Source organism: Peribacillus sp. FSL P2-0133 (assembly GCF_037975445.1).
GTDB lineage: Bacteria > Bacillota > Bacilli > Bacillales > DSM-1321 > Peribacillus > Peribacillus simplex_E.
Window position 1 is genome coordinate 5,052,950 of the sequence record NZ_CP150254.1, and the last position, 23,440, is coordinate 5,076,389.

Below are 23,440 nucleotides of genomic sequence, written 5' to 3' on the forward strand. Positions count from 1 at the left end.
ACCTATATATGCCATTAGTGTGAGGTCTAATTATAAGAACCTCCCTCATTTTATAAGCATTTATTGAAGGTTTCCATGGCCAATCCATTATATTGGGTGTAATCAAACTTCGCTAGTTTAGGATTATCATTACTAACCATGGTAGATAAGCCCTTTTCCAGTCCATCTATGCTATTTTCGACAAGTAAACCATATTTACCGTTTTCCAAAACGGTTCGGTTAGCCACTATATCAGTAGCCATGATTTTCATTCCTAAAGTCATCGCCTCCAATAATACCATAGGCTGCCCTTCATAATGTGAGGAAAGAACGAAGCAGTCACATTTTTCCATGAACGAAAATGGATTTTCAAGCTGGCCCAAAAGATGAATGGAATGATTTAAGTCCAGCTCATCAATGATTGCCTGCAAATCTTCCTTTAAAGGTCCTTGTCCTAAAATATACAGTTTACTATTTTTGTGTTTTTCATGAAAGCCTGCGAATGCACGAATCAAATTATCTTGGCCTTTTTCAGGTGATAATCTTCCCATATTGACAAAGTTAAAATCATTTTTATCAGGATATGGAACGAATTGATTATTCACTTCCAATCCATGGACCTCTTGTACGCTTAACGCCTGTTTATCGATCCAGCCTATAGATATCCCGTCCAATAATATATGGGCATAAGTGCCAAGTTGGGTAACCGATTCTTTATCGAATTCCACGATCCGGCCATTAAAGCTTGGCCCATTTTCCAAGACCATGGCATCTTGAAGCCCATAAGGCTTATCCCAAATATTATAATCACCTAAGTTAATTTCGGCAGTGCCGCGCACTTCACGTTCTTTTAACAGGATTGGCTCTTCTATGACTTCGAATGCTCCCGTATTTAACCAGCCAATTTTCTTATTATCGATTTCGAAAAGGTAATAGCCGCCTTTGTTGGTTCTGTTATACTTTATGATTCTGACGATTTGCCCTTCAAAATCGATTGCCTTACTCACTCTTTTAGCCTTGTAGTTCGGATAAGCCTTCGTCCAGATCGTATGCTCCTCCGGATTAGTTATTTTTCCGTACTTCTGATTACCCGTGTTTATTTCCTTCAGCGTCCTATTCTCAATCTTATCAATGAACTTTTTATTGTTTTTATAGTTTCTGGATATTATATACTTTCTTTTCATCATGATTTGCAGCTTGTCATTTAAGCTCATGTCTTCATTGGTTGTACAATGTTCAAGCATGGATAAAGCCGAATTATCTATCCAGCCTATTATCTTATCTTTTACAGATATTCTGCTATAAATCGAATGCTGGGTTTTTGCTTCCTTATCGACGTTTACAATGATCCCTTTAAAATCATGACTGCCAGAAATTTTGTACGTTCCTTCAACCTTATACGGCAACGACCAAATATAGTTTGATCGAGGTCTTACTAATCTGGCAATTTTATCCACTTCTTTTTCATAAATGATGCTGTCTGGCAACAGCTCCACAGCTTCTTCACTAATCCAGCCAATGATTTGATTGTTATGGCTGAATTTGTAAAAAGTGTTCTGATTAGCATAGGCCTTTCTCGAAATCACGATTTCAGCACCTTCAAATCGTTCTTCCAGTGGAAATTGAGTGGCATTCGAAATTCCCGGAAGGGTATTCCAAACATGATTATCCTTAACATCCCTTAATATCGCCCTTGCTTTGAAGTTTTCTGTGATCAATGCCTTTTCATCATTTTCGATAACTTCAGATTCATTTGACTCGATTTGAAGGATTTTATCCGGGTTGATAGAATTCATTACATAATCAAATTTATCTAAGTCTGCATACTCCAATAGATTCTTTCGGTTTAATTCCATCGTTCCCTCAGAAACACTTACAAGTTTATCAAATCGATTGTATACCGAAAAAATACCTCGTAGATTAATACGGTGAGGTCTCTTTCCATTAATGATACGCTCACTATCAGAAAGCAAATCATTATGCATATAACAAACTTTCTTTTTTGCATCTGCCGCCAGCAGATATTTAGCCCAATAATGGCTATAACCGCTAAAATCAATCACAAAATCAAACTTCGTTTTACCGAATAAACGTGCATGCTCTCTAATATAGGCATTTTCCGGGTAAAGCTTCTTCCCTAAGAACCCTCTTTCCCCTCTGTTATGGATGAATTTATCTTTGTAGACTTCCAAAAATTTATACACAGGCAAGCCAGGTTTGAATAGAAAACGTACATTCTTATTAACCTTGCCCATATTTTTCAAAACCTCGTGCGAGTGAGGAGTGGCAGTAAAACAGCTGACATCATATTTATCGTAATCAATATTATTCATTAAGTTAAGGAAAGAAGATGTAATTCCGTTATCCCTCAATCCACCCGGATAAATCAATATTTTTTCCTTTGCGGAATCCAGGCTGGTAATTGTGTTCAGTTGTTTCGTAGACTTATTGAAAATATTTTTGACTATTCTCTCTGTTACTTTTCCATCCTCATGGTTCGTGAATTTTCCCTGCATTTTTTTATATTTATCGGAATATCTAGATTTCACATTTTTAATATCTTTAATGGCCTGTGCCAATTCTTTTGAGTTAAAAAGCATCGGTCCCGGGAGTTCGTCATTTTGGAGATATTGTCCCCTTTGCTCAGCATAAACGTCCGTATCCCATGTGTAAAACAGAATTGGCTTATCGGTAACAAGGTAATCAAAGAAGATACTGGAATAGTCCGTGATAAGCAAATCGACTGCAGCAAGCAATTCATTTGTATCCACATGGTCAGGTATTAGTCGATCCTTGATTTCCGAATGCTTGGCAGCTTCTTTATATAAAAATGGATGCACCTTAATGAATAGGTTATATTGTTCACCGATTTGACTTTGTAAATCATTAATATCTGCAATGATTTGCAGAAGATCGTTATCTACTTTGGCCAGATTCGTCCCCTTCCAAGTCGGGGCATATAAAATATTTTCCTTAGCATCACTGATTTTCAAACCTAGCGTTCTTAGATAATCCTTATACTCCTCCGGATTCGTGTTCAGCGTCAAATCGATCCTCGGATATCCTTCTTCTATAATTTCACCTTTATACAATCCATTTAACTTATAGCTATGTGTAAATATGTTCGTAGTATGGGCATTAGGGCTCAAAATGAAATCCGCACTTAAAAAGTTCCTAACGACGTTTTGAGAGACCGAAGGGTTACCGGGAATATCGAAGCCCATATTCTTAAGGGGCGTTCCATGCCAGGTATTGATGTAAATTTGATCGCTTTTAGGGATGAAGAAAGACTGGAATGTGGAGTTATTGATTAAATACTCACTCGTTGCCAACCATTTTAAATATTCCTTTGAATTACGTTGAACAAATTGAACATTCGGCATATCCTTATACTTCGCCATTACACCTGAGAGGACACTGAAATCCTGGATGGACCAAATGTGCATAAAATCTTGATAGTCCTGATTTTCCAGCATATATTTAAACATCGCGTATGGACTGTCAGTCATACTGTTTCCATCACGACTCTCATATAGTATTGTGTTTTTTTGCACGCTTAATCTCTCATAATACTTTGCATATCTATTTACTCGCTGATGGTTTTCCTTCATTAAGAAATTGGCGATAGGCTGTTTAAGGAAATCGACTTTTCTTTTTATTACCTTCTTATTCACTAAATAGGCTCCCCTTTTATCGATTTATATTCACCATTCAAAATTATGTTTGCCGTTCATTAAACCAAAATAACAACTATGAATGATCAATAGTTGGAGATTTTTTTAAATGATTACTCTATTAAATTAAAAGTTTATGAATGGGCAGTAAAAGTTTATTTGTCCACTGCCTTGTGCAGTTCGAGGATATTTTCCATTACTTTTATGATATCGTCTCTTAAATCAGGACGTTGCAGGGCAAATTCAATGGTCGTTTTCACAAAACCATCAACAACACCTACATCAAAGCGTTTTCCTTCAAAATCGTAAGCGAAGACTTTTTGGATTTCATTCAATTTTTGGATGGCATCCGTTAGCTGGATTTCACCGCCAGCTCCTGTTTCCTGCTTGGCCAGGAAATCGAATATTTCCGGAGTCAGGATGTATCTTCCCATGATGGCTAAATTGGATGGTGCCGTTCCTTGTTTTGGTTTTTCGACGAAACGGTTCACTTCGTATCTTCTGCCATCTTGCGTAAGCGGGTCAATGATGCCGTATCTATGTGTTTCGTTCTCATTTACCGGCTGCACTCCAATGATGGACGAACCTGTCGCATCATATTCGTTGATTAATTGACGTAGGGAGGGCACATCACTTTCCACGATATCATCGCCTAAAAGGACGGCAAAAGGCTCATCACCAATAAAATTACGTGCACACCAAACAGCATGTCCAAGGCCTCTCGGTTCTTTTTGCCTAATATAGTGGATATTAGCTAAATTGGATGGGTATTGCACCTTCTCCAATAAATCGAATTTCCCTTTATCCCTCAAATTATTCTCTAGTTCGTAAGCATTATCAAAATGATCTTCTATCGCTCGTTTATTCTTTCCTGTGACAATGATTATATCCTCAATTCCCGCTTTCACAGCTTCTTCTATAATATATTGAATAGTAGGTTTATCGACTATTGGCAGCATTTCTTTAGGCATTGCCTTCGTTGCGGGCAAAAATCTAGTTCCCAATCCCGCTGCAGGAATTATGGCCTTTTTAACTTTTTTCATACTTTGTAACTCCTTCATATTAAGATAAATCTACAAAAAACACCAAATTTTTCTGAATCATCCTTTTTATAGTAACATAGACTCGTTTTTTGTAAATATATTAACAGAAAAAATACCCTTCTTTTGTAAATTCACCCATAGTTAAAACTTCCATCCAATGCAATATCCCGCTTAAAAATAAGGCCATTCCCCGATATTTCAGGAAAAGGCCTTATTTTTTTTCACTATACGGATGATAGGCCCAAGGACCTGATTATTTAGCTCCACTTATCATTTCATTCGTTTTTAACGAGTCGTCTGCATCCGGATCTGTTGCGATCAACAGGTCTGCCTATAATTCGGCCATTTCAACGTAAAAAAATGGACGTCACCACAAGGAGCGACGTCCACTAAATTATTCAGCTTCGGCAACAACGGTGAAGCGTTGGTTGATGTGCTGCGGGTTTTCAATTTCATCAAGTACTGCAAGGGCAAAATCGGCATAACTTACATAGCTTTCACCCTTTGAGTTTACAAGAAGATTGTCTTTACCCAGTGTATACCGACCTGTTCTATTTCCTTGCGGATCAAAGAAGGCGGAAGGACTGATGAACGTCCATTGGATGCCAGTGGCATTTTGTAGATCGCCAAGGTTCTTGGATTGATTATATGCTGTTGCAAAGTATTCTTTAGGGAACTCTGGCGTATCCAGCACGCGGATCGTCTTTGCCTCGTCAACGAAAAGGCTTCCAGCTCCGCCAACAACGATCAGTTTAGTTTGAGGAGCCCCTTTCATAGCCTCAATCAAGATTTTTCCTGCCTCGACATGCAGATGTTCTCTCCCTGGAACAGCGCCAAATGCATTCACTATCACATCGAACCCTTTAATATCTTCTGATTTCAGATCGAATACGTCTTTTTCCAGTACGGATGCTCCTTGAATTTGGACTTTAGCTTCATCCCTGACAATGGCCGTAACATCATGTCCCCTAGTCAACGCTTCCTTTAAAATCAGACTTCCAGCTTTTCCGCTCGCACCAATAATACCGATTTTCATTTTAAATTCCTCCTATATATTGTTTTTGAAACTTTAATTGTAACTTAAATACTTACATGTAATAATATAAGTTACAGGTTGCCGTTTTGTCAACTTTATTATTTTAAGGAGTTCGGAGATATATTCGAGTTTCGTCGATATATTGCTGTTTCCGGAGATATATTCTGCTTTCCCGTCGATATATTGCAGGTTCCGGAGATATATCCTGGTTTTTCGTCGATATCTTGCAATTTCCGGTGATATATCCTGATTTTTCGTCGATATATTGCAGGTTCCGGTGATATATCCTGATTTTTCGTCGATATATTGCAATTTCCGGAGATATATCATGATTTTTCGTCGATATATGGCTATTTCCGGTGATATATCCTGGTTTTTCGTCGATATATTGCTATTTCCTGAGATATATCCTGCTTCCTCGTCGATATCTTGCTATTTCCGGAGATATATCCTGGTTTTTCGTCGATATCTTGCAGGTTCCGGAGATATATCCTGGTTTTTCGTCGATATATTGCAAGTTCCGGTGATATATCCTGATTTTCGTCGATATCTTGCAATTTCCGGGGATATATCCTGATTTTTCGTCGATATATTGCTATTTCCGGAGATATATCCTGATTTTTCGTCGATATCTTGCAATTTCCGATGATATATTCTGCTTTCTCGTCGATATATTGCAGGTTCCGGAGATATATCCTGATTTTTCGTCGATATATTGCAGGTTCCGGGGATATATCCTGATTTTTCGTCGATATATTGCAATTTCCGGGGATATATCCTGCTTCCTCGTCGATATCTTGCAGGTTTCGGAGATATATCCTGCTTCCTCGTCGATATCTTGCAATTTCCTGAGATATATCATGATTTTTCGTCGATATATGGCTATTTCCGGGGATATATTCTGCTTTCTCGTCGATATATTGCTATTTCCGGTGATATATCCTGGTTTTTCGTCGATATATGGCTATTTCCTGAGAAATATCCTGAATTTTCTTCGATATATTGCAGTTTTTCGTCGATATATATAAAAAAGCACCATTCCTTTTAGAATGGTGCGCTTAAATTAGCTGTTTTTCTTTTTCATTAGCAGTCCCATGCAGATAGTGATGAGAGTAAACGCGATAAAGGCCAAAAACGGGATCGTGATGAATCCTAGCCAATTTATATACTCACCTGAGCAGGGAACACCGCTTTGACACATTTCAAAATGCTTCAGTGCTGGGATTTTTTGCAGACTATAGTGATACCCTGACACCAACATGCCCAAAATCGATAATGGGAGGATGTATCGGTAAATTTTCAGGTCTTGCTCATAAAAGGCACGGCCCAATAAAATAACGAGCGGGTACATCAAGATCCTTTGATACCAACAAAAGGTACAGGGTACATAATGGAGAATCTCACTAAAGTAGAGACTTCCAGCAGTGGCGATGATCGATAGGATCCAAGAAAATAATAATGGCTTGTTCATCACTATTTCTCCTTCGCTGCATCATCAACCATTTTCTCTAAATCATCAATTGTATTTCCTTCAAACTTCTTGCCATTGACAAATAAGGAAGGAGTTCCAGAAACACCCAATTCGTCGGCCAAATCCATATCTTTGTTCCATTGGTCCTCGGAATTACCTGCTTTAAAGGAGGAAACTACTTTTTTCACATCTTTGTCATTTGCGATTTCTTTCAATGTTTCTTCTAAGAATTTGTCCGTAAACACATCTACCTTTTCATATTTCAGGTCCTCTGGTTGCTTTTCGTACAGAAGCTCATGGAATTTCCAAAAGGTATCATTTCCTAATTCCTGATAAACACTTTCCGCAAATTTAGCGGATCTGGTTGAATCGACGTTAATGAACGAATAATTCATGAAATAAAATTGCGCTTTTCCTGTATCAATCAATTCACTTTGTATAGAAGGAAAGAATTGCTCCTCGAATGTCTTACATACTGGACATTTATAATCACCAAATTCAACTATTTGGACAGGTGCTGATTTTTCACCCAAATAAGGCTGTGATTTATAATCGATTTCATTAACGGCTGTATCTTCGTCCTTCCCATTTGCCAAAAATATAAAGCCAATGATGATTACAGCAATTAACCCTATCATCCAAAACGTGAATGCAGAAGATTGTTTTTGATTACCCTTTTTTTTATTAGCCATCATATACCTCCATCACTTGTAGTTGTGTCGATATTCCTTCTCCAGCCATAGCGGCCGATTTCGATTCCCCCTTCCTGTTGCTTTCACCTGTAACTGATTCATTTACACGTTATAATATAAGTTTCACCATGCTGGTTTGTCAATTACACATACTTTTTATTTTTTGCCTTTGCAGAAACGGCGTTACTTGACAAGGATACGGTTAATGGATAAATATTATTCTTGCAGGCCATTATAACTTGTAACCACTTGAATTACATGTTAAATAATTTATACTATATAAGAATAGAGATTTTAAAGGAGAGAAAAAAGAGATGTCCATCAGTACCCGCTTTTCCGTAGGGATCCATATATTATCTCTTTTAGAAATAAACAAAGAAGGCGTTAACACTTCTGATTTTATTGCAAAAAGTGTAAACACCAACCCAGCCTTAATCAGAAAAATCACCGGCATGCTGAAGAATGCAGGCTTAGTGAACGTTCGTCCGGGTATCGCCGGAGCAACATTGGCCAAGGAATTATCGGATATCACTTTGCTTGATGTTTATCAGGCTGTCAACGTTGCCTCCGATAAAGAATTATTTGGAATCCATGAAAATCCTAATCCAGCATGCACTGTTGGAAGAAATATACAAGATACAATAGAACCCATCTTTTCAGTTGCGGAACTTGCCTTGGAAAAGGCATTGGGAGTGGTAACGATCGAGGATGTCGTTAGGGGTATTCTGGAAAAGGATAAAACTTAATAGCAAAAAAAACACATGAGTCTGACTCATGTGTTTTTTGCCGTTTCTTATTTATACTTAGGAACTTCAATCGTCAATTTATAGGAATCTAGTAAACTATACAAATTATAAATCTGTTTCACCTGTTTTGTTGCCCAGCCAATATCAGTCGCATACTGGTGTGAAGCATATCCATATTTCTCTGAGGCTGTGGGATTCCATCTCATTTTGTAAAGCGTGTCCTGTCCAGCAGAGATATATCCTTTGGCGATGAATTCGGCACCGCCTATGATGGCCGCCTCCGGAGTGAACCAGCCAGCATTATAGGCGTATTGAGCGCCTCTGCTTAGCGCCGTTCCGTCAAATGCTCCCACTCCATACATATTATAGACCGTTTTCCCGTTAACCTTTACGCCAGTAGCTAACGGTGAAGTGCCATTCCCGGTCTCCAGCAAAGCATGTGAAATCAGGTAGATTTCATTGACCCCATATTTCTCCCCTGCCGCAGTGAAGGTTGCAGCTTGGCCTTGTAGAATCCCTTTACCCGAAAGGATTCTATTATTCACTTCAGAAACGTTCATGTTGGTGACTTGAGAGAGCTTGACGAATTGGAATGATTTGACTGGATCATTCACAAAATTATTTGGGTTAAGATTATATTTTATATCTTCCGGACTGGCATTTACCCATGTCTTGTTATAGTCCACCTCATACCAATAGTATCCGTCAGAGCCCTTTACTTTTGATTTAATATTCAATGATTGATTATTGCTGACAGGGCCGACTACCCAATAATTAGATCCAGCTCCGCCCCTGACACGCCATCCGGTTCCTTTAACCGTACCTTTTGTAGAATTGATTAAAGTTAATCCATCTTCGCGTATGTAGGTTTTATAATTTTTATCCGTTTGACCATTTACGGCCATTTGAATTTCAACCATCTTTTCCATCGTAAGATTATACTCTTTATCGATCCTGATTATCGATCCATTCGAACTTCCTGGACCTTCCGGTGCTTTGACCGTTAAATATTGCGTACTGACATATCCCGTTTTTCCATTGGCCGTGACTCTTGACCAGCCATTAGATTCTGAATACACCGTTACGGCCGTATTGTTTACAAGCTTGGCTATAACTGAAGCGGAAGCTGATGCTTGTGACCGCATATTCAGACTGGAGCTATCATTCACATTTACATATTTAACTAACGTGTTTTCTTCTCCGTCCGGATTCAGCCCCGGTAAAGAACCAGGCTTCGTTGCTGATAGATATTGCGTACTGACATAACCTTCTCCGCCATACGCTTTAACTTTTGACCATCCATTTGATTCCGAGATGACTTCTACCTCTACACCCCTTGCCAATTTCACAATGACGGAAGCACTTTCTGAAGGCTTATTCCGCATATTCAGTGAACCCGAGCTGACATTTACATATTTCGTTGTCGTTTTTTCAGGTATAGATGGTTTGGAGTCCATTTCAGGCCTTATCGTTGAAAGAAAGTCAGCACTGACATACCCATCCTTCCCATTGGCCTTGATTTTCGCCCAGCCTTTGGATTCCGAATAGACCGTCACTTCCGTTCCTTTTGACAGCTTTGCGACTATGCTCGCGCTTTCCGATCCGCTTTTTCTCATATTGAGCGTTCCAGAGCTTACGTTTACATATTTCGTTGTCGTTTTTTCAGGCGTTACTGCAGTTGATCCCGATCCTGGCTTTGCCGTCGATAGATATTTGGCACTGACATGGCCGTCTTTTCCATTGGCTTTGACCTTGGCCCAACCTTTGGATTCCGAATAGACCGTCACTTTCGTTCCTTTTGAAAGCTTTGCGACTATGTTCGCGCTTTCCGATCCGCTTTTTCTCATATTGAGCGTTCCAGAGCTTACGTTTACATATTTCGTTGTCGTTTTTTCAGGCGTTACTGCCGTTGATCCCGATCCTGGCTTTGCCATCGATAGATATTTGGTGCTGACATACCCGTCCTTTCCATTGGCTTTGACTTTGGCCCAGCCATTGGATTCCGAATACACCGTCACTTTCGTTCCTTTTGAAAGGATTGCGACTATGCTTGCGGTAGCTTTTCCACTTTTTCGCATATTGAGGGAACCCGTAACATATTTCGTCGTCGTTTTTGCAGGTGTGGCTGACGTTGCTCCCGATCCTGGCTTTGAAGCAGACAGATATTTGGCGCTGACATATCCATCCTTACCATTGGCTTTGATTTTCGCCCAGCCATTAGCTTCCGAATAGACCGTCACTTTCGTCCCTTTAGAAAGGATGGCGACAACGCTTGCGGTAGCTTTTCCACTTTTTCGCATATTGAGGGAGCCCGTGCTCACATTCACATATTTCGTTGTCGTTTTAACCGTTACCGCAGCTTTGGTTACCGTTCCTGGCTTCGTTGCCGATAGATACTTCGTACTGACATATCCTTCTTTTCCATTGGCTTTGATTTTCGCCCAGCCTTTGGACTCCGAATACACCGTTACCTGTGTGCCTCTTGTCAGCTTTGCGACTATGCTGGCACTATCTACCCCGCTTTTCCGCATATTAAGTGAACCTGTGCCCACATTCACATAATTCGTTGTCGTTTTAACGGTCGCCGCAGCTTTGGTTACCGTTCCTGGCTTCGTTGCCGATAGATACTTCGAACTGACATATCCTTCTTTTCCATTGGCTTTGACTTTCGCCCAGCCGTTGGATTCCAAATACACCGTTACCTGTGTGCCCCTAGTCAGCTTCGCGACCATGCCTGCACTATCACTGGCGTTTTTTCGTATATTCAGTGATCCTGTGCTCACATTCACATATTTTGTTGTCGTTTTAATCGTTACTGCACTTTTCGTTAAAGTCCCTGGCTTCGTTGCCGATAAATACTTCGTACTGACATATCCATCATTTCCATTGGCTTTGATCTTCGCCCAGCCTTTGGACTCCGAATACACCGTTACCTGTGTGCCATTTGCCAGCTTTGCAACTATGCTTGCATCCTCCGCCCCGTCTTTTCTCATATTGAGCGAACCGGTACTTACATGTACAAACATGAAGTCCTCAATACTGGCCTGTTCCGCATGTAGTGGAGCTGCAGATATTTTTTCTTCGAAAGCAACTGTAGACAACACTGCAAAACAGAAAGTTGGTATGATTAATTTCTTCATCTCATTCTCCCTACTAAAGAATTATGTTTTTAACATTTATTTAAATATCGGTTAAAATCAGTATAATAATATAGGCATATATGCTCATTCGTCTAAAATATATCATATTCCTTTAGATCTATAGGGAGATAAAGGAGATTGTAACATAATAGTAAACTAATAGACATTTAAGTAATAAAATAGAAATATTCGCAAAGAAGCTTACCCGGCAAGCAAATGATGAATATAAAGTATATTGATATAATTACTTACCACTCAAATAAATGCCTATGAGACGAGCATCTTTCTGCATTTACCGAATATACATAAAAGGTGAGCACACGATCCTTAGTATTTGACGGATCGAGGCAATAACCTATATAATTACTGTATATAACTTATAAGAATCCTTCTGTTAAGGGGAGTAGCTATACAATAAAGTCGTCAGTACAGGATTGAATCCTCGGCTTTATTGGCAACTGATTTTAGTTGTTTGCAAGACCTTGCCGATTATTTGGTGAGGTCTTTTAATTTTTTTAAAGACGGTATGACCAATAATCGGTTATACCGTCTTTTTTGATTCGAAAAATTGCACAATAGAGGTGAAAAGTATGCAGAACTATAATGAATTAGCTCAAAGCGTTAAGATTTCCGATGATAAAAAGCATATATTGCTTGATGCCGACCCATCTTTATCACTTATCGGAAAAGGCCGCAGCGCATATGTATTCAAAATACATTCCACCAATAAGGCACTAAAAGTGTTTTTCCCGGATCATTCTCACACAGCTAAAGTTGAAGCTGAAATATACAAAACCGTCCAATCCATCGAATACTATCCAACCCTATATGATGCGGGGGTAAGTTACCTGGTTATAGATCACATTGAAGGCAACACTCTTTTTGAATGTTTAACGTTGGGAATCCCGATAACGGAAGAAAACATTGCCGAGATAGACCATGCCCTGCAATTGGCAAGGAAAGAGGGATTGAACCCTTCGGATATCCATTTACGAAACATCTTCATCACTTCCGAAAAAAAGGTGAAGATCATTGACGTTGCAAGGTTTAAGCAAGTGAAATCCTGCAATCAGTGGCACGACTTGAAAAGTGCATTTCACCTTTTCTATTCGAAGTCATTTTTTCCGAAGAAGATCCCCAGCTTCATACTGAATTCCATTGCAGCGATTTATAAAAAGAGATTTCTGCCCATCTGATCCTTACTTTAAAAAAATCACATTGGAGGCATATATGAAAAAAATAATGACCATTGCTCTGCTGTCCATCCTTACATTAAGCGGATGCTCAGCTTTAGAAGAAGTCAATTCATCATTGGAGTATGCAGATAATGCGACGGAGTATGTAAATACCGTTAAGGAATTTTCCAATGAGGTGCCTGCATTGTCACAGGACGCCGTCACGAATGCCGAAGCAAGAGCAAATCTTGAAAAAGAACTGGAATTGATGAAAACGGAGATTGAAGAATTCAATGCAACGGAACCACCCCAAATCGCTGAAGGCATCCATGAGAAGATCGTCAGCTCGAATCAACAGCTTTCGGATGGAATTGAATTATATCTGAATAATATTCAAAATGGCCAAATTGACCCTAAGGCATTGGAAGATTCAGAGATAATGAAATCAATCGATAATATAACAGGATTGGCAAAACAAATTGAAGAATTGGGGAATTAAGCATCCTGCAATGAATAAAATCGAATCGCTTGAAACAAATTATTGACATGAAACCAAAAGGTTTTATATAATCAACAAAGCAAAACCAATTGGTTTCATATTTTCAGTTAAAAAGGAGAATCAGTATGGAAAATCAACATACACTACAGGATATCAAGAAGATGATTATTCTTGAAGCCCCTATCCAACAAGTTTGGGATACAGTTTCGACTGCAGAGGGCATAGCTTCATGGTTCATGCCAAATGATTTTCAACCGAAAGTGGGACATGAGTTCCATGTGCAATCACCTTTTGGTCCATCTCCTTGTAAGGTAACGGAGTTAGATGTTCCTCATCGTCTTTCATTCAGTTGGGATACGGACGGTTGGTTCATTTCCTTCATTTTAAAAGAACTGGATGGCAAAACGGAGTTTACCCTTATTCATGGTGGTTGGAAAGAGCCTGAAACGATTCTTCCGAAACCGAATGAAAAAAGCTCAGTGATTCGCGATAGAATGGATCATGGCTGGGAACAGATCGTTCATGCAAAACTTAAAAAGGTTGTTGAGGGCTAAATGTCTGCAGCAGAAAAGCATGATGTATTTCAGGCTATCGCCGACCCAACCCGCCGAAAGGTCCTGCAATTGCTTGCTGAAGGGGATTTACCCATTTCGAAAATCACTTCTCACTTTTCCATGAGCCGTACAGCGATTGCCAAGCATCTTCATATCCTTTCTGAAGCTGAATTGGTCAGTGGCCGGAAGGTAGGCAGAGAGAAACGCTTTCGGCTTCAGCCAGAACCTTTAGCGGAATTGAAACAGTGGCTCTCTTTTTATGATCAATTCTGGGATAACAAATTATCCATCCTTAAACATGTGATTGAAAATTCAGGGGAAAATGGATTGAAAGTCATCGATAAAGAAAAGGTCACGGATGAACCATCATAATGAAGAAAACCCCCGGCGCATTGCACCGGGGGGTTTTTCATTAGTTTATACATCCATCTCCACATTGTGTTCTTTGCGCTTCCTGATGACCATCGTTAGCAATAGTAGTAGATTGAAGACAATGATGCATCCAGTAAGGAACACTATACTCGTTGTCAATGCATCCGCTCCAAGGCTCGTACTCATCGCTTGACGGAAGCCCATGACAGAGTATGTCATTGGTATGAACGGGTGAACATGACTGAAGAAGTTATTGGTCAGTTCCACGGGGAACATCCCTCCACTTGCACCTAGCTGTAATACAAGGAATATCATCGCTAATAAACGACCCGGATTTCCAAATCCTACGGTCAAGAAGGTGACGATGAACATGAAGGTAAGGGAAGTCAGTATGGAAACCCCAATGAATTGCCCCATGTTCTCGACCTGTAAATCCATTCCCCAAATCATGATCGCATCCAACACTAATGCTGAAAGCGTCGCTTGGATAAATAGGACCGTAAATTTACTGAACCACCATGCCACTCCTGAAGTAGGCCTTGTGGAAGGCAAGCCTGTCGGGAATCCCATATTGAAGGCTATAGCTCCTACAAATAAGCCAAGAGACAATACATAAGGAGCCAGTGCATGACCATAATTCGGCACGTCACTGCTTTTTTGTTCCTTAACCTGTGTCGGTTCAGCAATCATGCTGTAATTATCATCGGTTGTTTTGTTTTCACTTATTTCTTCTGCTCCATCACCGAGTTTTTCCGATAGCTCGACCGTTCCATCTTTAAGTGAGGATATGCCATCACCCAATTTACCGGAACCTTCAGCAAGTGCTGATGAACCTTCATTGATCTTACCTGCCCCATCGGCAAGCTGGATGACTCCATTGCTTAAAGTAGGCAGATTGCTTGCCAATTGTTCAGTGCCCTTAACAAGTGCTGATGAGCCATCGTTCAAGGCAGCTGAGTTGGCATTCAGTTCATTGGCTCCACTAGCAAGTTTGCTTGCCCCTTCGCCAACTTGGCTAACCCCAAAAGCATACTTCTCAAGACCATCCCCAAAGGAGGTTGACCCTGCTTGAAGTTGTGAAACTCCATCAACCAGCTGACCAGATCCCTCAGTTAGTTTTGATAGGCCATTATTCAACGAGGAACCGCCTTGTGCTAACTGGTTGATCCCCTTCACTAATTCTGGTGTCCGTTCATTTAAACTTTGTGTTGCCGCCGTTAATTGATTGCTGCCTTCAACAGCCTCATTCAAGCCGCCATTTAATTGGGTTGCACCAGGAATCAATTGTTCTTCAAGTGCGTTCCTTATTGCCGTATATCCGTTTAACGCTGAAACGGCGTTTGGATTGACTTTATTCACCGCATTATTTAAATTGGCCACTTGTTCTGGAAGCTGGCCTAATCCATTCAATACAGGCATTACTTTATCCTTTAATTGCGTTGATAAGTCGGATACACTTGCAGCAAGAGTCGATGCGATTTGTTTTTGTGCTTCCGCTTGGTTTTGAAGTTCATTTTGAATGGCTCCGATTAATTCGGATTGTTGTTCACTGGTCATGCCTTTGAATGCTTCCGTATTTTGAACGGCATTGATCGTGCTCTGACCATTATTCGCAATTGTTGATTGAAGTTCCGTTAAGGCCGCTTGACTGTTATTGAGGCCATCAGTAATGCCAGATACGGTACCGGACGCGCTGCTCCCTGCAGGAACCGCTTTTTGCAATTGATTTACACCGCTTTGAATGCTTGTCAGTCCTTGCTTAAGCTGACTCAGCTGTTCTTCTGCGGGCAATTGGCCATCCATTTTTTTCAGGCCGTCATTTAACGCCTGGCCTCCTTCTGCCAGTTTATTGATTCCCTCATTTAAACTTTGCTGACCTGCTGCCAATTTTGGAATTCCTGTCGATTGGTCCGTCAGCTGGCTTGCATTTTGTGATAATTGATTCAACCCCTCATTCAAATTCGCACTGCCTGTTTGCGCTTGTGCCAATCCCGTATTTAAAGTTTGCGCTCCTGGAACTACTTTGGCGATCCCAGTGGAAAGTTGGGATGAACCTTGTATAAGTGCTTCACTATTATTAGTTAATTCCCCTGTGCCTGATGCAAGTTCGTCCGCACCCTTTTGTAACTGACCGACACCGGAAGTATATTGTGAAATTCCCTTATTTAATTCCGACGCGCCACTTTCAAGCTTGTTGGCTCCTTCCAAAAACTCGCCGACGCCGATTTGAAGTTTATTCGCTCCATCTTTAAAAGTTAATGTGCTGGAAGCTAATTTATTCAGATTTTCCGTCACTTCTTTGTTTCCATCATGCAGTTTTTTTGCACCGTCATCCAGTTTTGATGCCCCATCTGCTGCATCATTGAATCCATCTCCGATTTCATCCAGCTGGGAGAAAATCGCTTCCGCATATTCTTTAGTGACACTTTCGGCAATTTCCGTTTTCAAATTATTCGTTGCCTGTTTTCCGACCGTTTCAGAAACGAAACTGCGTCCAGGATTCACGTCATACGTCAAATTCATTTTTTTTGGCTTATCATCCATGACGGTTGCAGCATTTTTCGAAAAGTCCTCAGGAATGGTAACGACCATATAATATGTACCATCATCAAATCCTTTTTTCGCCGCTTTTTCCGTTACGAAATGCCATTCTAAATCATCATTTTCCTTTAAATTCTCGATTAGCTCATTACCGACTGTTAAGGTTTTACCCTCATATTCCGCCTTCACATCCTTATTCACGACTGCAACAGGTAATTTGCCTGTATTCCCGTATGGATTCCAAGCGGAACTAAGAAATAACCCCCCATAAATAATCGGTACGAACAGTAAAACGATTGCGACACCGACTAGTTTTCGATTTGTAAGGAAAAGCTTCCATTCTTGTTTAAGCATGTTCACTTCATTTCACCTTTCTTTTCACGCAGTACATCACTCAATGACGTTGAATTCCAATTAAGAGTCGGTATGTCCGTGGTGCCAAAGCTTTCTTTCAGCAAATCTGCCACTGTCTGGCTGGAAAAGAACTCTATCAAAAGTTGATCCGCCCTAGAAAACATCCGACGAAGGACGTCCATCCCCTTCTCTGCATACTCTCCATCTTTAAACGCTTTTTCTATAAGTCCCGTATCCGGAAACATCGAAATGGGGCCTTCCATCGCCTCAATAATTTCAAGGTTTTTAATCTTATCTACACTTTTGGCAAGAGTAAGGCCGCCATTATTACCAGGAACGGAAGTGATTATCTGCTTAACGACCAATTTCCTTATGATTTTTTTCAAATAAGAAGGAGACACCTCCAATCGCCTGCTGATCTCATTAGACGAAAGCGGTACATTTTTATCCTGGGTGGAGAGGATAACAATGATGCATATAGCTTGCTCGACCCCTTTTGTTAATTGCAAATCAGTTCACCTCTTTCAGTATCTATATGGATGTCTGATATCCATAATGGATATTCGGTATCTCTAATTAAAACCCGTTTCATCATAGAAATCAAGTTAATTCTAGAAAAAATTTCTAAAAAAAAGTGAACCCCTTATGACAGCATAATAAGGGGTTCACCTTTCAAGGTTTTTTATAGGTCATTTAGAAACTCATTGACCGCTTCTGGAGTTTTGGCATTTGCACTGTGCAGATGTGCAACCTTTTCCCCATTCTTAAATACTAATAGTGATGGAATTCCCATTACCGTTTGCTCTTCAGAAATCTCAGGGAACTCGTCACGATCGATTGTAAACCACTGTTTGTCTTGATGTTCTTGAGTGATCTCATCGATGAACATGTCTAAACGTTTGCAGTCCGGACACCATGTAGTAGTAAAAATCCCGACCGTCAGTCCCTCTTGATTGATTTGTTCACGGTATTCTTGTTCAGTATTGATATTTTTCATGATCGTCTCCTCCGGGCTTTCTTATCATCATACTTTAATCCATGAATTAATGTACTCAAGGATTAATATATAATTAATTCCTTTACAGCACAAACGGTTTATCTTGGATCCATCTAACTCTTGCCCGGTTCATGTACCTTTTCTATGCTTTGGGCAAAGCCGCCATTTCTTGGAGTTCTAATCTCTCGTTTATGAAAGAGGAAATCCTTGAAATGAACTCCCTATTTTCATCAATGAAAAGATAATGACAGCTTTTTTCAAAAATGATCAATTCACTGTCAGGAATCTTTTCGGCGATGAGAATGGATGCCTCTACAGGAGTGATCCAATCATGACGGCCGCCTGCCATTAATGTGACCCTTCTCTTTTTAGATCATCTTTTTATTAAAATCCAAAATAATCAAGCAGCTTCCAATTCACCGTTATTGTCCTTGGAAAATTTCCTTGCAATAAGACTGACTCCAATCATTACAATCACATTTATGAGGAGAGCGACAAGACCAATGTTCAAATCTTTAATAACTTGCGGCAATGCCGGAAAAAGTGTCCCAATTGTAGCGCTTGTTATGGTTGTATACCCAACAGTGGCTAAACCGGCAATGATGCCCGCTGACGCACCCTCTTTCGTCACGAAGTTTTTTTGCAGGAGACTGGCGATGAATGATGGGAATAATTGAGTCACCATGCTGTATCCCATCAATAAAAGGGCCACGATCGTATTCCCTCCTGTCAAAGTAAAATACACGGAAATGAGAGCAAGAACAGGTACGAGCAACTTGGCAATGGTCGTAATTTGTTTATCCGAGGCGGAAGGAGAAAAATGCTGATACACGTTTTTGGCAAGCAGCGTCGCTGAACTCATTAAAATCATCGAGCCTGGAACAAGGGCGGTCAATAGACCCGCTGCCCCGATGACCCCCACAAACCAAGGATCGAAGGTATTGATCGAAAGCTTCAAAAGCGCAAGATCCATATCCGACCCTTGCAACCCAGGAACTTTAATGATGGCGGCATAGCCGACAAAGATCGCACCGACGGATAATGCTCCGTAAAGCGGAAGGATGAACGCATTTTTACGGAATGTCTTGGCACTTTTAGCTGTATATGCAGAACCGAATGTTTGCGGCCACATATAGAAACCTAACGTCGTCAAGATGATCGTCGATATAAACCATGAAGCACTCATCCCCATATCCGGTAGTGTCAGGAAATCAGGCTTGACGGCATTGACTGCTTCGAACATCGGCTGGATTCCACCAAAATAATGAAGCGGAATGTAAATCCCTAAAAATAACGCGACCAAAGCGATCATGATATCTTTGAGAACAGCTGTCCAAACCGATCCATGGATACCTGAAATCATCACATAAACGGTAACTGAAACAGCTCCGATCCAAACGGCGACCGTCGGGGAAATCGAACCATAGGAAGTAGTCGAAACGATGATTCCCAGACCCTTTAATTGCAGCACCAAAAACGGTACCAGGGCCAAAACACCGACGATTGAAACAAGTACCCCCAATAATGGACTTTTGTACTTTTTAACATAAAAGTCTGCTTGTGAAATGAGCTTGTGTTTATTTCCGTAGCTCCAAATGGCAGGATAAATCCAATAAGAAAACAGGTAGCCCAATGCTGCGAACGCCGTTCCGTACAATGCCGGACCGCCTATACCATATGCCCACCCGCTGGAGCCCAGGAAAGTGGAGGTGGAATAGATCTCTCCCGCCAGTAAAATCATGATGATGAAAGGGCCGAACCCGCGTCCGCCGACTGTCCACTGTTCAAGGTCCATGTCCTTGCCTTTTCTTGCCCTAATCCCTAAATAAAGTGACAGCAACAGGAAACTGAAAATAATGATGATCGCAATATTCATTTCTCTTCCCTCTCTTTATTCTTGGGATCTAGCATATAAATGATAAAAACGACTAAAGCGGTAAAGATCAGCCACGAAAAGTTCCAGAAAAAGAATAGCGGCATGCCAAGAATATACGGTTCGATACTATTAGCCCAAAAAGGCCCGCCAAGTATGGCGATTACAGGAATTAAAGAAAGAAAATAAATTGGTTTCATGAGATTCTCCTCTTGTCTAATGATATGAACTAAATGTGGTAACACGAAGATTGATATCTTTGATTCATCACCTGCGCAGCAATCGTGAAAAAGTGCGGAGCCGCCGCAGTTACATAGTCCCCCTTTCTGCCGACGTCAATATGTGATATTACTTTTAATCTAGCAATCCGCATGCCAATGTTGGAATTTCCAGAAATAAACGGAGTGAATGGGGTATATATCAAGGAAAGCAGTTGGGCAAAACTTATTATCGAGGATGCATCAACGTGCTGTTGATAGGAGAATCCTTATTAATGAGTAAAAAAAATTTTACAAGTAAAATTTTTTTTCATCCCTTATAGGGAACAAGAGTCTCTTCAGTTTTTTTATTTAATAAACATTCCAGGTGATTTCAGAAATCAGCTCCCTTTCCGCCGACTGTCTGCCAAGCACCAACAAAGCAAGCGACTGTGGGGTCTCGGCTAGCCAGTTACTCGGCAGGAGTGTCGCAAATTTCTTCAATCTAGTGAGGGTTACAGTAAAAAACATGATGGATCATGCTGAAACACTTCCGAACCTCCTTTTGTCGAAAAAAGGGCTTCTATCTGATTTTTTAAACAAGGTTGATTGGAGCTGGTGTGCGAGACTCCTGCGGGAAAAGCGCGTCCAAGGGAGACCCCACAGGCGCAAAGACGCCGAGGAGGCTCCCGGACCGCCCGCGGAAAGCGAGTACCTGGAGTGGAAATCAGTAGTACAACCAGGTCTCGTTTAAAAATCATGGTTTGCAATTTTTCGACCATCCACGCCTTACCAACACCTATGTTTAACAAACTGAAAAAAAGCCACTATCCAGTGGCTTTTTTCACATCATTCATATTGGGAGAGTAAGTTGCCAGGAAATACCAAATTTATCAGATATCCATCCGAACTTCTTACTAAAGGAATAATCACCCAATGGCATAAGCTCTTGTCCGCCATCAGCTAAGCTCGAATAAAGCCTGTCAATTTCCTCTTCACTATCACATGTAAGGAATATTGAAAACGAAGGTGTAAACGTAAATTGATGCTTAACATTGCTATCGATGCACATAAATTCCTGATCTTTCAAGGTAAAGGTGGCCTGCATGACACTCCCCTCTGTACCTGCTTCATTGATACCATACCGTATCATGCTGGTTATTTTCGATCCTTCGATTAAAGATGTGTAATAATTCATTGCTTCTTCCGCATTTCCTTCGAACATCAAGAAAGGTGTGACTTTCATCATTCTCATCAAACTCCTGTTCAACTTTAATTATGTTTCTTCATTGAATCATGGCGCCCACCAGTTACCTGAAGCCACGATCATTGTCTGTAATTTTATCGTATTGGCAAAATAGTCATCATCGTCTTGTTTCTGTATCGTCCTATCCCATAATTCGTTGATCCATTGCTGGTTGGAGGAATCAACCATGGCACTCACCATGAATGGAGCAACGAAGGTTGTACTATTCCCTTCTTCCACAGCTCTTCCGCTCAGCGTGTAGCCGGATTGGATATTTTCAGGATTGCCATCCGTTTCCGCTTTAATCCAATCATTCATCTTCTTTAATTGCGGCAGGGCTCTTTCATCACCAGTCAGTAAGTAATCGAGTGTATAGCGCCAAGGGGTCCTGCTGCTGTTCCAGCTGTAATTGCCGTCATTCTCCCCTTCTAAAAAATCAGCATGAGCCGGTTGATATTCTCCCCTGGATTGGACAATGAAGTCCGGCATGAGACCTGTATTGCCGCTTTTCTCCTCATAAATCGAATGAATGACCGCATAAGCCTTATCCGTTACATCTTTCCATTCATCAGTCCCGGTTGCCGCCTCAAATGACTTAAAATGATTAAGAAGAAGGTCAGATGAACGAGTCGATTGTCCGTATACCTTATCTTTATCTTCCACCCAGTCCCCTAGCTTAACCAAGGACTGCGACCGATTTATCTCATTCGACATGATCGCTGCCAAGATGTCCTTTGCACTGGCAAGATAGTCGATTTCCCCTTCACTTCCCCACTGGCGATCGGCCAATAACAACGAATAGGCGATATCCATATCGCCATCAGTTGCTGAATCGGCGTCCCCTGGCGTATTGATGATTTTACCCGACTTATCCTTAACTTGCTGCCATGCCATTAAGGAAGGGTCATTATCACTTCCATGGGCTTTATAAAAACGATAAAGACCATCGAAGTAATGCTTGTCCTGGCTGCCTGCCATGATTGCCGTTATCATCATCCCATACCCATGCGCTTCAGAGACGGTCACTGCATTCTTGGGCTCTGCATATCCTTTATCATTGTAAAAAATATAATATTGATCATTTTCATCAGCTGGCTGCTTAAGATATTCATTTTTCCAGGCTTTATAAAAATTCGTTACGGCAGCATCCAACTCCTCCTGTGAAACATTGTCAGGTTTTATCGTACCCGCCTGATAGACAGTATGCTGAGGAAATGCCCTTTTACCGACAAGCTCTTTCTGTTTGGTTTGAGGTACCAATGCTATCGAAGCAATGATCCCAAAAACGATCACGCCCAATGCTATCAATAAACTTCTTTTTTTCATGGCTGGCTCCTTGAGTTATGATGCAGTATTCACTGCTATTGTATGTTCGGCTAGGAACATAAAAATGGTGCTGTTAAAATATATGTTATCAATTCTTCCTCTATTAAACATGACTTTTCTTATGTACTTGCACTATATCATAAGTTATTTTGGATATTTATGTTATTATAAACGTCGAATTCTGAGTGTTTCTACTTAAGTATTTTAAAAAGGAGTGTTTTAATGAAAAGAATTTGTAATCAGTGCCAAACTGAAATGATAGATGATTGCCAAGTAAATGTTCAAGGCGGAATGTATGGGATAAAGATTAGTCAAAAGAAAGGACTTTTCAGTAGTGTTTCTGCAAACCCTAAAGCATCTGTATGCCCAAATTGTGGTTATGTAGCTTTCTATATTGATGAGTTTAGAGAATTTATTAAGTAAAAATATAAATATATACAGCTAACTGACGTTTGTGAGGATAGTAAGTTAGCAAGTATATATTTATGTTTTGTCCTTATCGCTTAAGGAAGAAATATCAGATTA

Annotated in this window: 21 protein-coding genes; 6 read left to right on the top strand and 15 right to left on the bottom strand. The window is 40.5% G+C overall.

Annotation, left to right across the window (positions count from 1 at the left end; translation table 11 throughout):
- Positions 1–50: 50 nt before the first annotated feature.
- The 5 genes from MKY17_RS24305 to MKY17_RS24325 all read right to left on the bottom strand — a co-directional run bounded on the left by MKY17_RS24305 (position 51) and on the right by MKY17_RS24325 (position 7,895).
- Positions 51–3,653 (bottom strand): CDP-glycerol glycerophosphotransferase family protein, encoded by a 3,603-nt coding sequence (locus MKY17_RS24305; protein WP_339200973.1) that lies wholly within the window; start codon positions 3,651–3,653, stop codon positions 51–53.
- A 155-nt stretch (positions 3,654–3,808) separates the two neighbouring features.
- Entirely contained in the window at positions 3,809–4,696 is an 888-nt protein-coding gene (galU, locus tag MKY17_RS24310) for a UTP--glucose-1-phosphate uridylyltransferase GalU (protein WP_098373027.1), read from the bottom strand.
- A gap of 394 nt (positions 4,697–5,090) precedes the next feature.
- Positions 5,091–5,732, bottom strand: a complete 642-nt coding sequence (locus MKY17_RS24315) for an NAD(P)-dependent oxidoreductase (RefSeq protein WP_098373026.1) — start codon at positions 5,730–5,732, stop codon at positions 5,091–5,093.
- 1,063 nt (positions 5,733–6,795) lie between these two features.
- Positions 6,796–7,203, bottom strand: coding sequence for a disulfide oxidoreductase (locus MKY17_RS24320; protein WP_141992527.1), 408 nt, complete (start codon positions 7,201–7,203; stop codon positions 6,796–6,798).
- 2 nt (positions 7,204–7,205) lie between these two features.
- A complete protein-coding gene (locus MKY17_RS24325; RefSeq protein WP_339200977.1) occupies positions 7,206–7,895 on the bottom strand; it encodes a DsbA family protein in 690 nt (229 codons plus the stop codon).
- Positions 7,896–8,209: 314 nt separating this feature from the next.
- On the opposite strand from MKY17_RS24325, the gene MKY17_RS24330 reads away from it, so the two are divergent.
- A complete protein-coding gene (locus MKY17_RS24330) occupies positions 8,210–8,641 on the top strand; it encodes an Rrf2 family transcriptional regulator (protein ID WP_098373022.1) in 432 nt (143 codons plus the stop codon).
- A 47-nt stretch (positions 8,642–8,688) separates the two neighbouring features.
- Here the strand turns inward: MKY17_RS24330 and MKY17_RS24335 are convergent, their stop codons facing one another.
- Positions 8,689–11,781 (bottom strand): SH3 domain-containing protein, encoded by a 3,093-nt coding sequence (locus MKY17_RS24335; protein WP_339200978.1) that lies wholly within the window; start codon positions 11,779–11,781, stop codon positions 8,689–8,691.
- Between the two features lie 590 nt (positions 11,782–12,371).
- Here MKY17_RS24335 and MKY17_RS24340 point away from each other — a divergent pair.
- From MKY17_RS24340 to MKY17_RS24355, 4 genes are all read left to right on the top strand, one after another.
- Entirely contained in the window at positions 12,372–12,977 is a 606-nt protein-coding gene (locus tag MKY17_RS24340) for a serine/threonine protein kinase (protein ID WP_098373020.1), read from the top strand.
- Between the two features lie 34 nt (positions 12,978–13,011).
- Complete coding sequence (locus tag MKY17_RS24345; protein ID WP_339200979.1) at positions 13,012–13,455, top strand: DUF6376 family protein; 444 nt, start codon at positions 13,012–13,014, stop codon at positions 13,453–13,455.
- A gap of 125 nt (positions 13,456–13,580) precedes the next feature.
- Positions 13,581–14,009 carry an SRPBCC domain-containing protein gene (locus MKY17_RS24350; RefSeq protein WP_339200981.1) on the top strand — a complete coding sequence of 143 codons (429 nt, stop codon included), beginning with the start codon at positions 13,581–13,583 and terminating at the stop codon, positions 14,007–14,009.
- Complete coding sequence (locus MKY17_RS24355; protein ID WP_339200983.1) at positions 14,010–14,381, top strand: metalloregulator ArsR/SmtB family transcription factor; 372 nt, start codon at positions 14,010–14,012, stop codon at positions 14,379–14,381. It begins immediately after the preceding gene.
- A gap of 45 nt (positions 14,382–14,426) precedes the next feature.
- Here MKY17_RS24355 and MKY17_RS24360 read toward each other — a convergent pair whose 3' ends face one another.
- From MKY17_RS24360 to MKY17_RS24400, 9 genes are all read right to left on the bottom strand, one after another.
- Positions 14,427–17,276 carry a YhgE/Pip domain-containing protein gene (locus MKY17_RS24360; RefSeq protein WP_339202454.1) on the bottom strand — a complete coding sequence of 950 codons (2,850 nt, stop codon included), beginning with the start codon at positions 17,274–17,276 and terminating at the stop codon, positions 14,427–14,429.
- A gap of 2 nt (positions 17,277–17,278) precedes the next feature.
- The gene (locus tag MKY17_RS24365; RefSeq protein WP_141994609.1) at positions 17,279–17,785 is read right to left on the bottom strand and encodes an Rrf2 family transcriptional regulator; all 507 of its coding nucleotides are present in this window, start codon (positions 17,783–17,785) and stop codon (positions 17,279–17,281) included.
- A 173-nt stretch (positions 17,786–17,958) separates the two neighbouring features.
- Positions 17,959–18,273 carry a thioredoxin family protein gene (locus tag MKY17_RS24370; RefSeq protein WP_048686672.1) on the bottom strand — a complete coding sequence of 105 codons (315 nt, stop codon included), beginning with the start codon at positions 18,271–18,273 and terminating at the stop codon, positions 17,959–17,961.
- A 142-nt stretch (positions 18,274–18,415) separates the two neighbouring features.
- Positions 18,416–18,622 carry a hypothetical protein gene (locus MKY17_RS24375; protein ID WP_141994608.1) on the bottom strand — a complete coding sequence of 69 codons (207 nt, stop codon included), beginning with the start codon at positions 18,620–18,622 and terminating at the stop codon, positions 18,416–18,418.
- Between the two features lie 51 nt (positions 18,623–18,673).
- On the bottom strand, positions 18,674–20,149 hold the full coding sequence (locus tag MKY17_RS24380; protein WP_339200985.1) for a sodium:solute symporter family protein: 1,476 nt from the start codon (positions 20,147–20,149) through the stop codon (positions 18,674–18,676).
- The gene (locus tag MKY17_RS24385; RefSeq protein WP_063595989.1) at positions 20,146–20,346 is read right to left on the bottom strand and encodes a DUF3311 domain-containing protein; all 201 of its coding nucleotides are present in this window, start codon (positions 20,344–20,346) and stop codon (positions 20,146–20,148) included. Before MKY17_RS24385 ends, MKY17_RS24380 begins: the two co-directional genes overlap by 4 nt.
- Positions 20,347–20,715: 369 nt before the next feature.
- A complete protein-coding gene (locus tag MKY17_RS24390; RefSeq protein ID WP_179891163.1) occupies positions 20,716–20,874 on the bottom strand; it encodes a hypothetical protein in 159 nt (52 codons plus the stop codon).
- 322 nt (positions 20,875–21,196) lie between these two features.
- Positions 21,197–21,592 (bottom strand): VOC family protein, encoded by a 396-nt coding sequence (locus MKY17_RS24395; RefSeq protein ID WP_339200988.1) that lies wholly within the window; start codon positions 21,590–21,592, stop codon positions 21,197–21,199.
- A 45-nt stretch (positions 21,593–21,637) separates the two neighbouring features.
- A complete protein-coding gene (locus MKY17_RS24400; protein WP_098373011.1) occupies positions 21,638–22,915 on the bottom strand; it encodes a glycosyl hydrolase family 8 in 1,278 nt (425 codons plus the stop codon).
- A gap of 222 nt (positions 22,916–23,137) precedes the next feature.
- Here MKY17_RS24400 and MKY17_RS24405 point away from each other — a divergent pair, with 222 nt between their 5' ends.
- Positions 23,138–23,338, top strand: a complete 201-nt coding sequence (locus MKY17_RS24405; protein ID WP_098373010.1) for a nucleic acid-binding protein — start codon at positions 23,138–23,140, stop codon at positions 23,336–23,338.
- Positions 23,339–23,440: the final 102 nt, after the last annotated feature.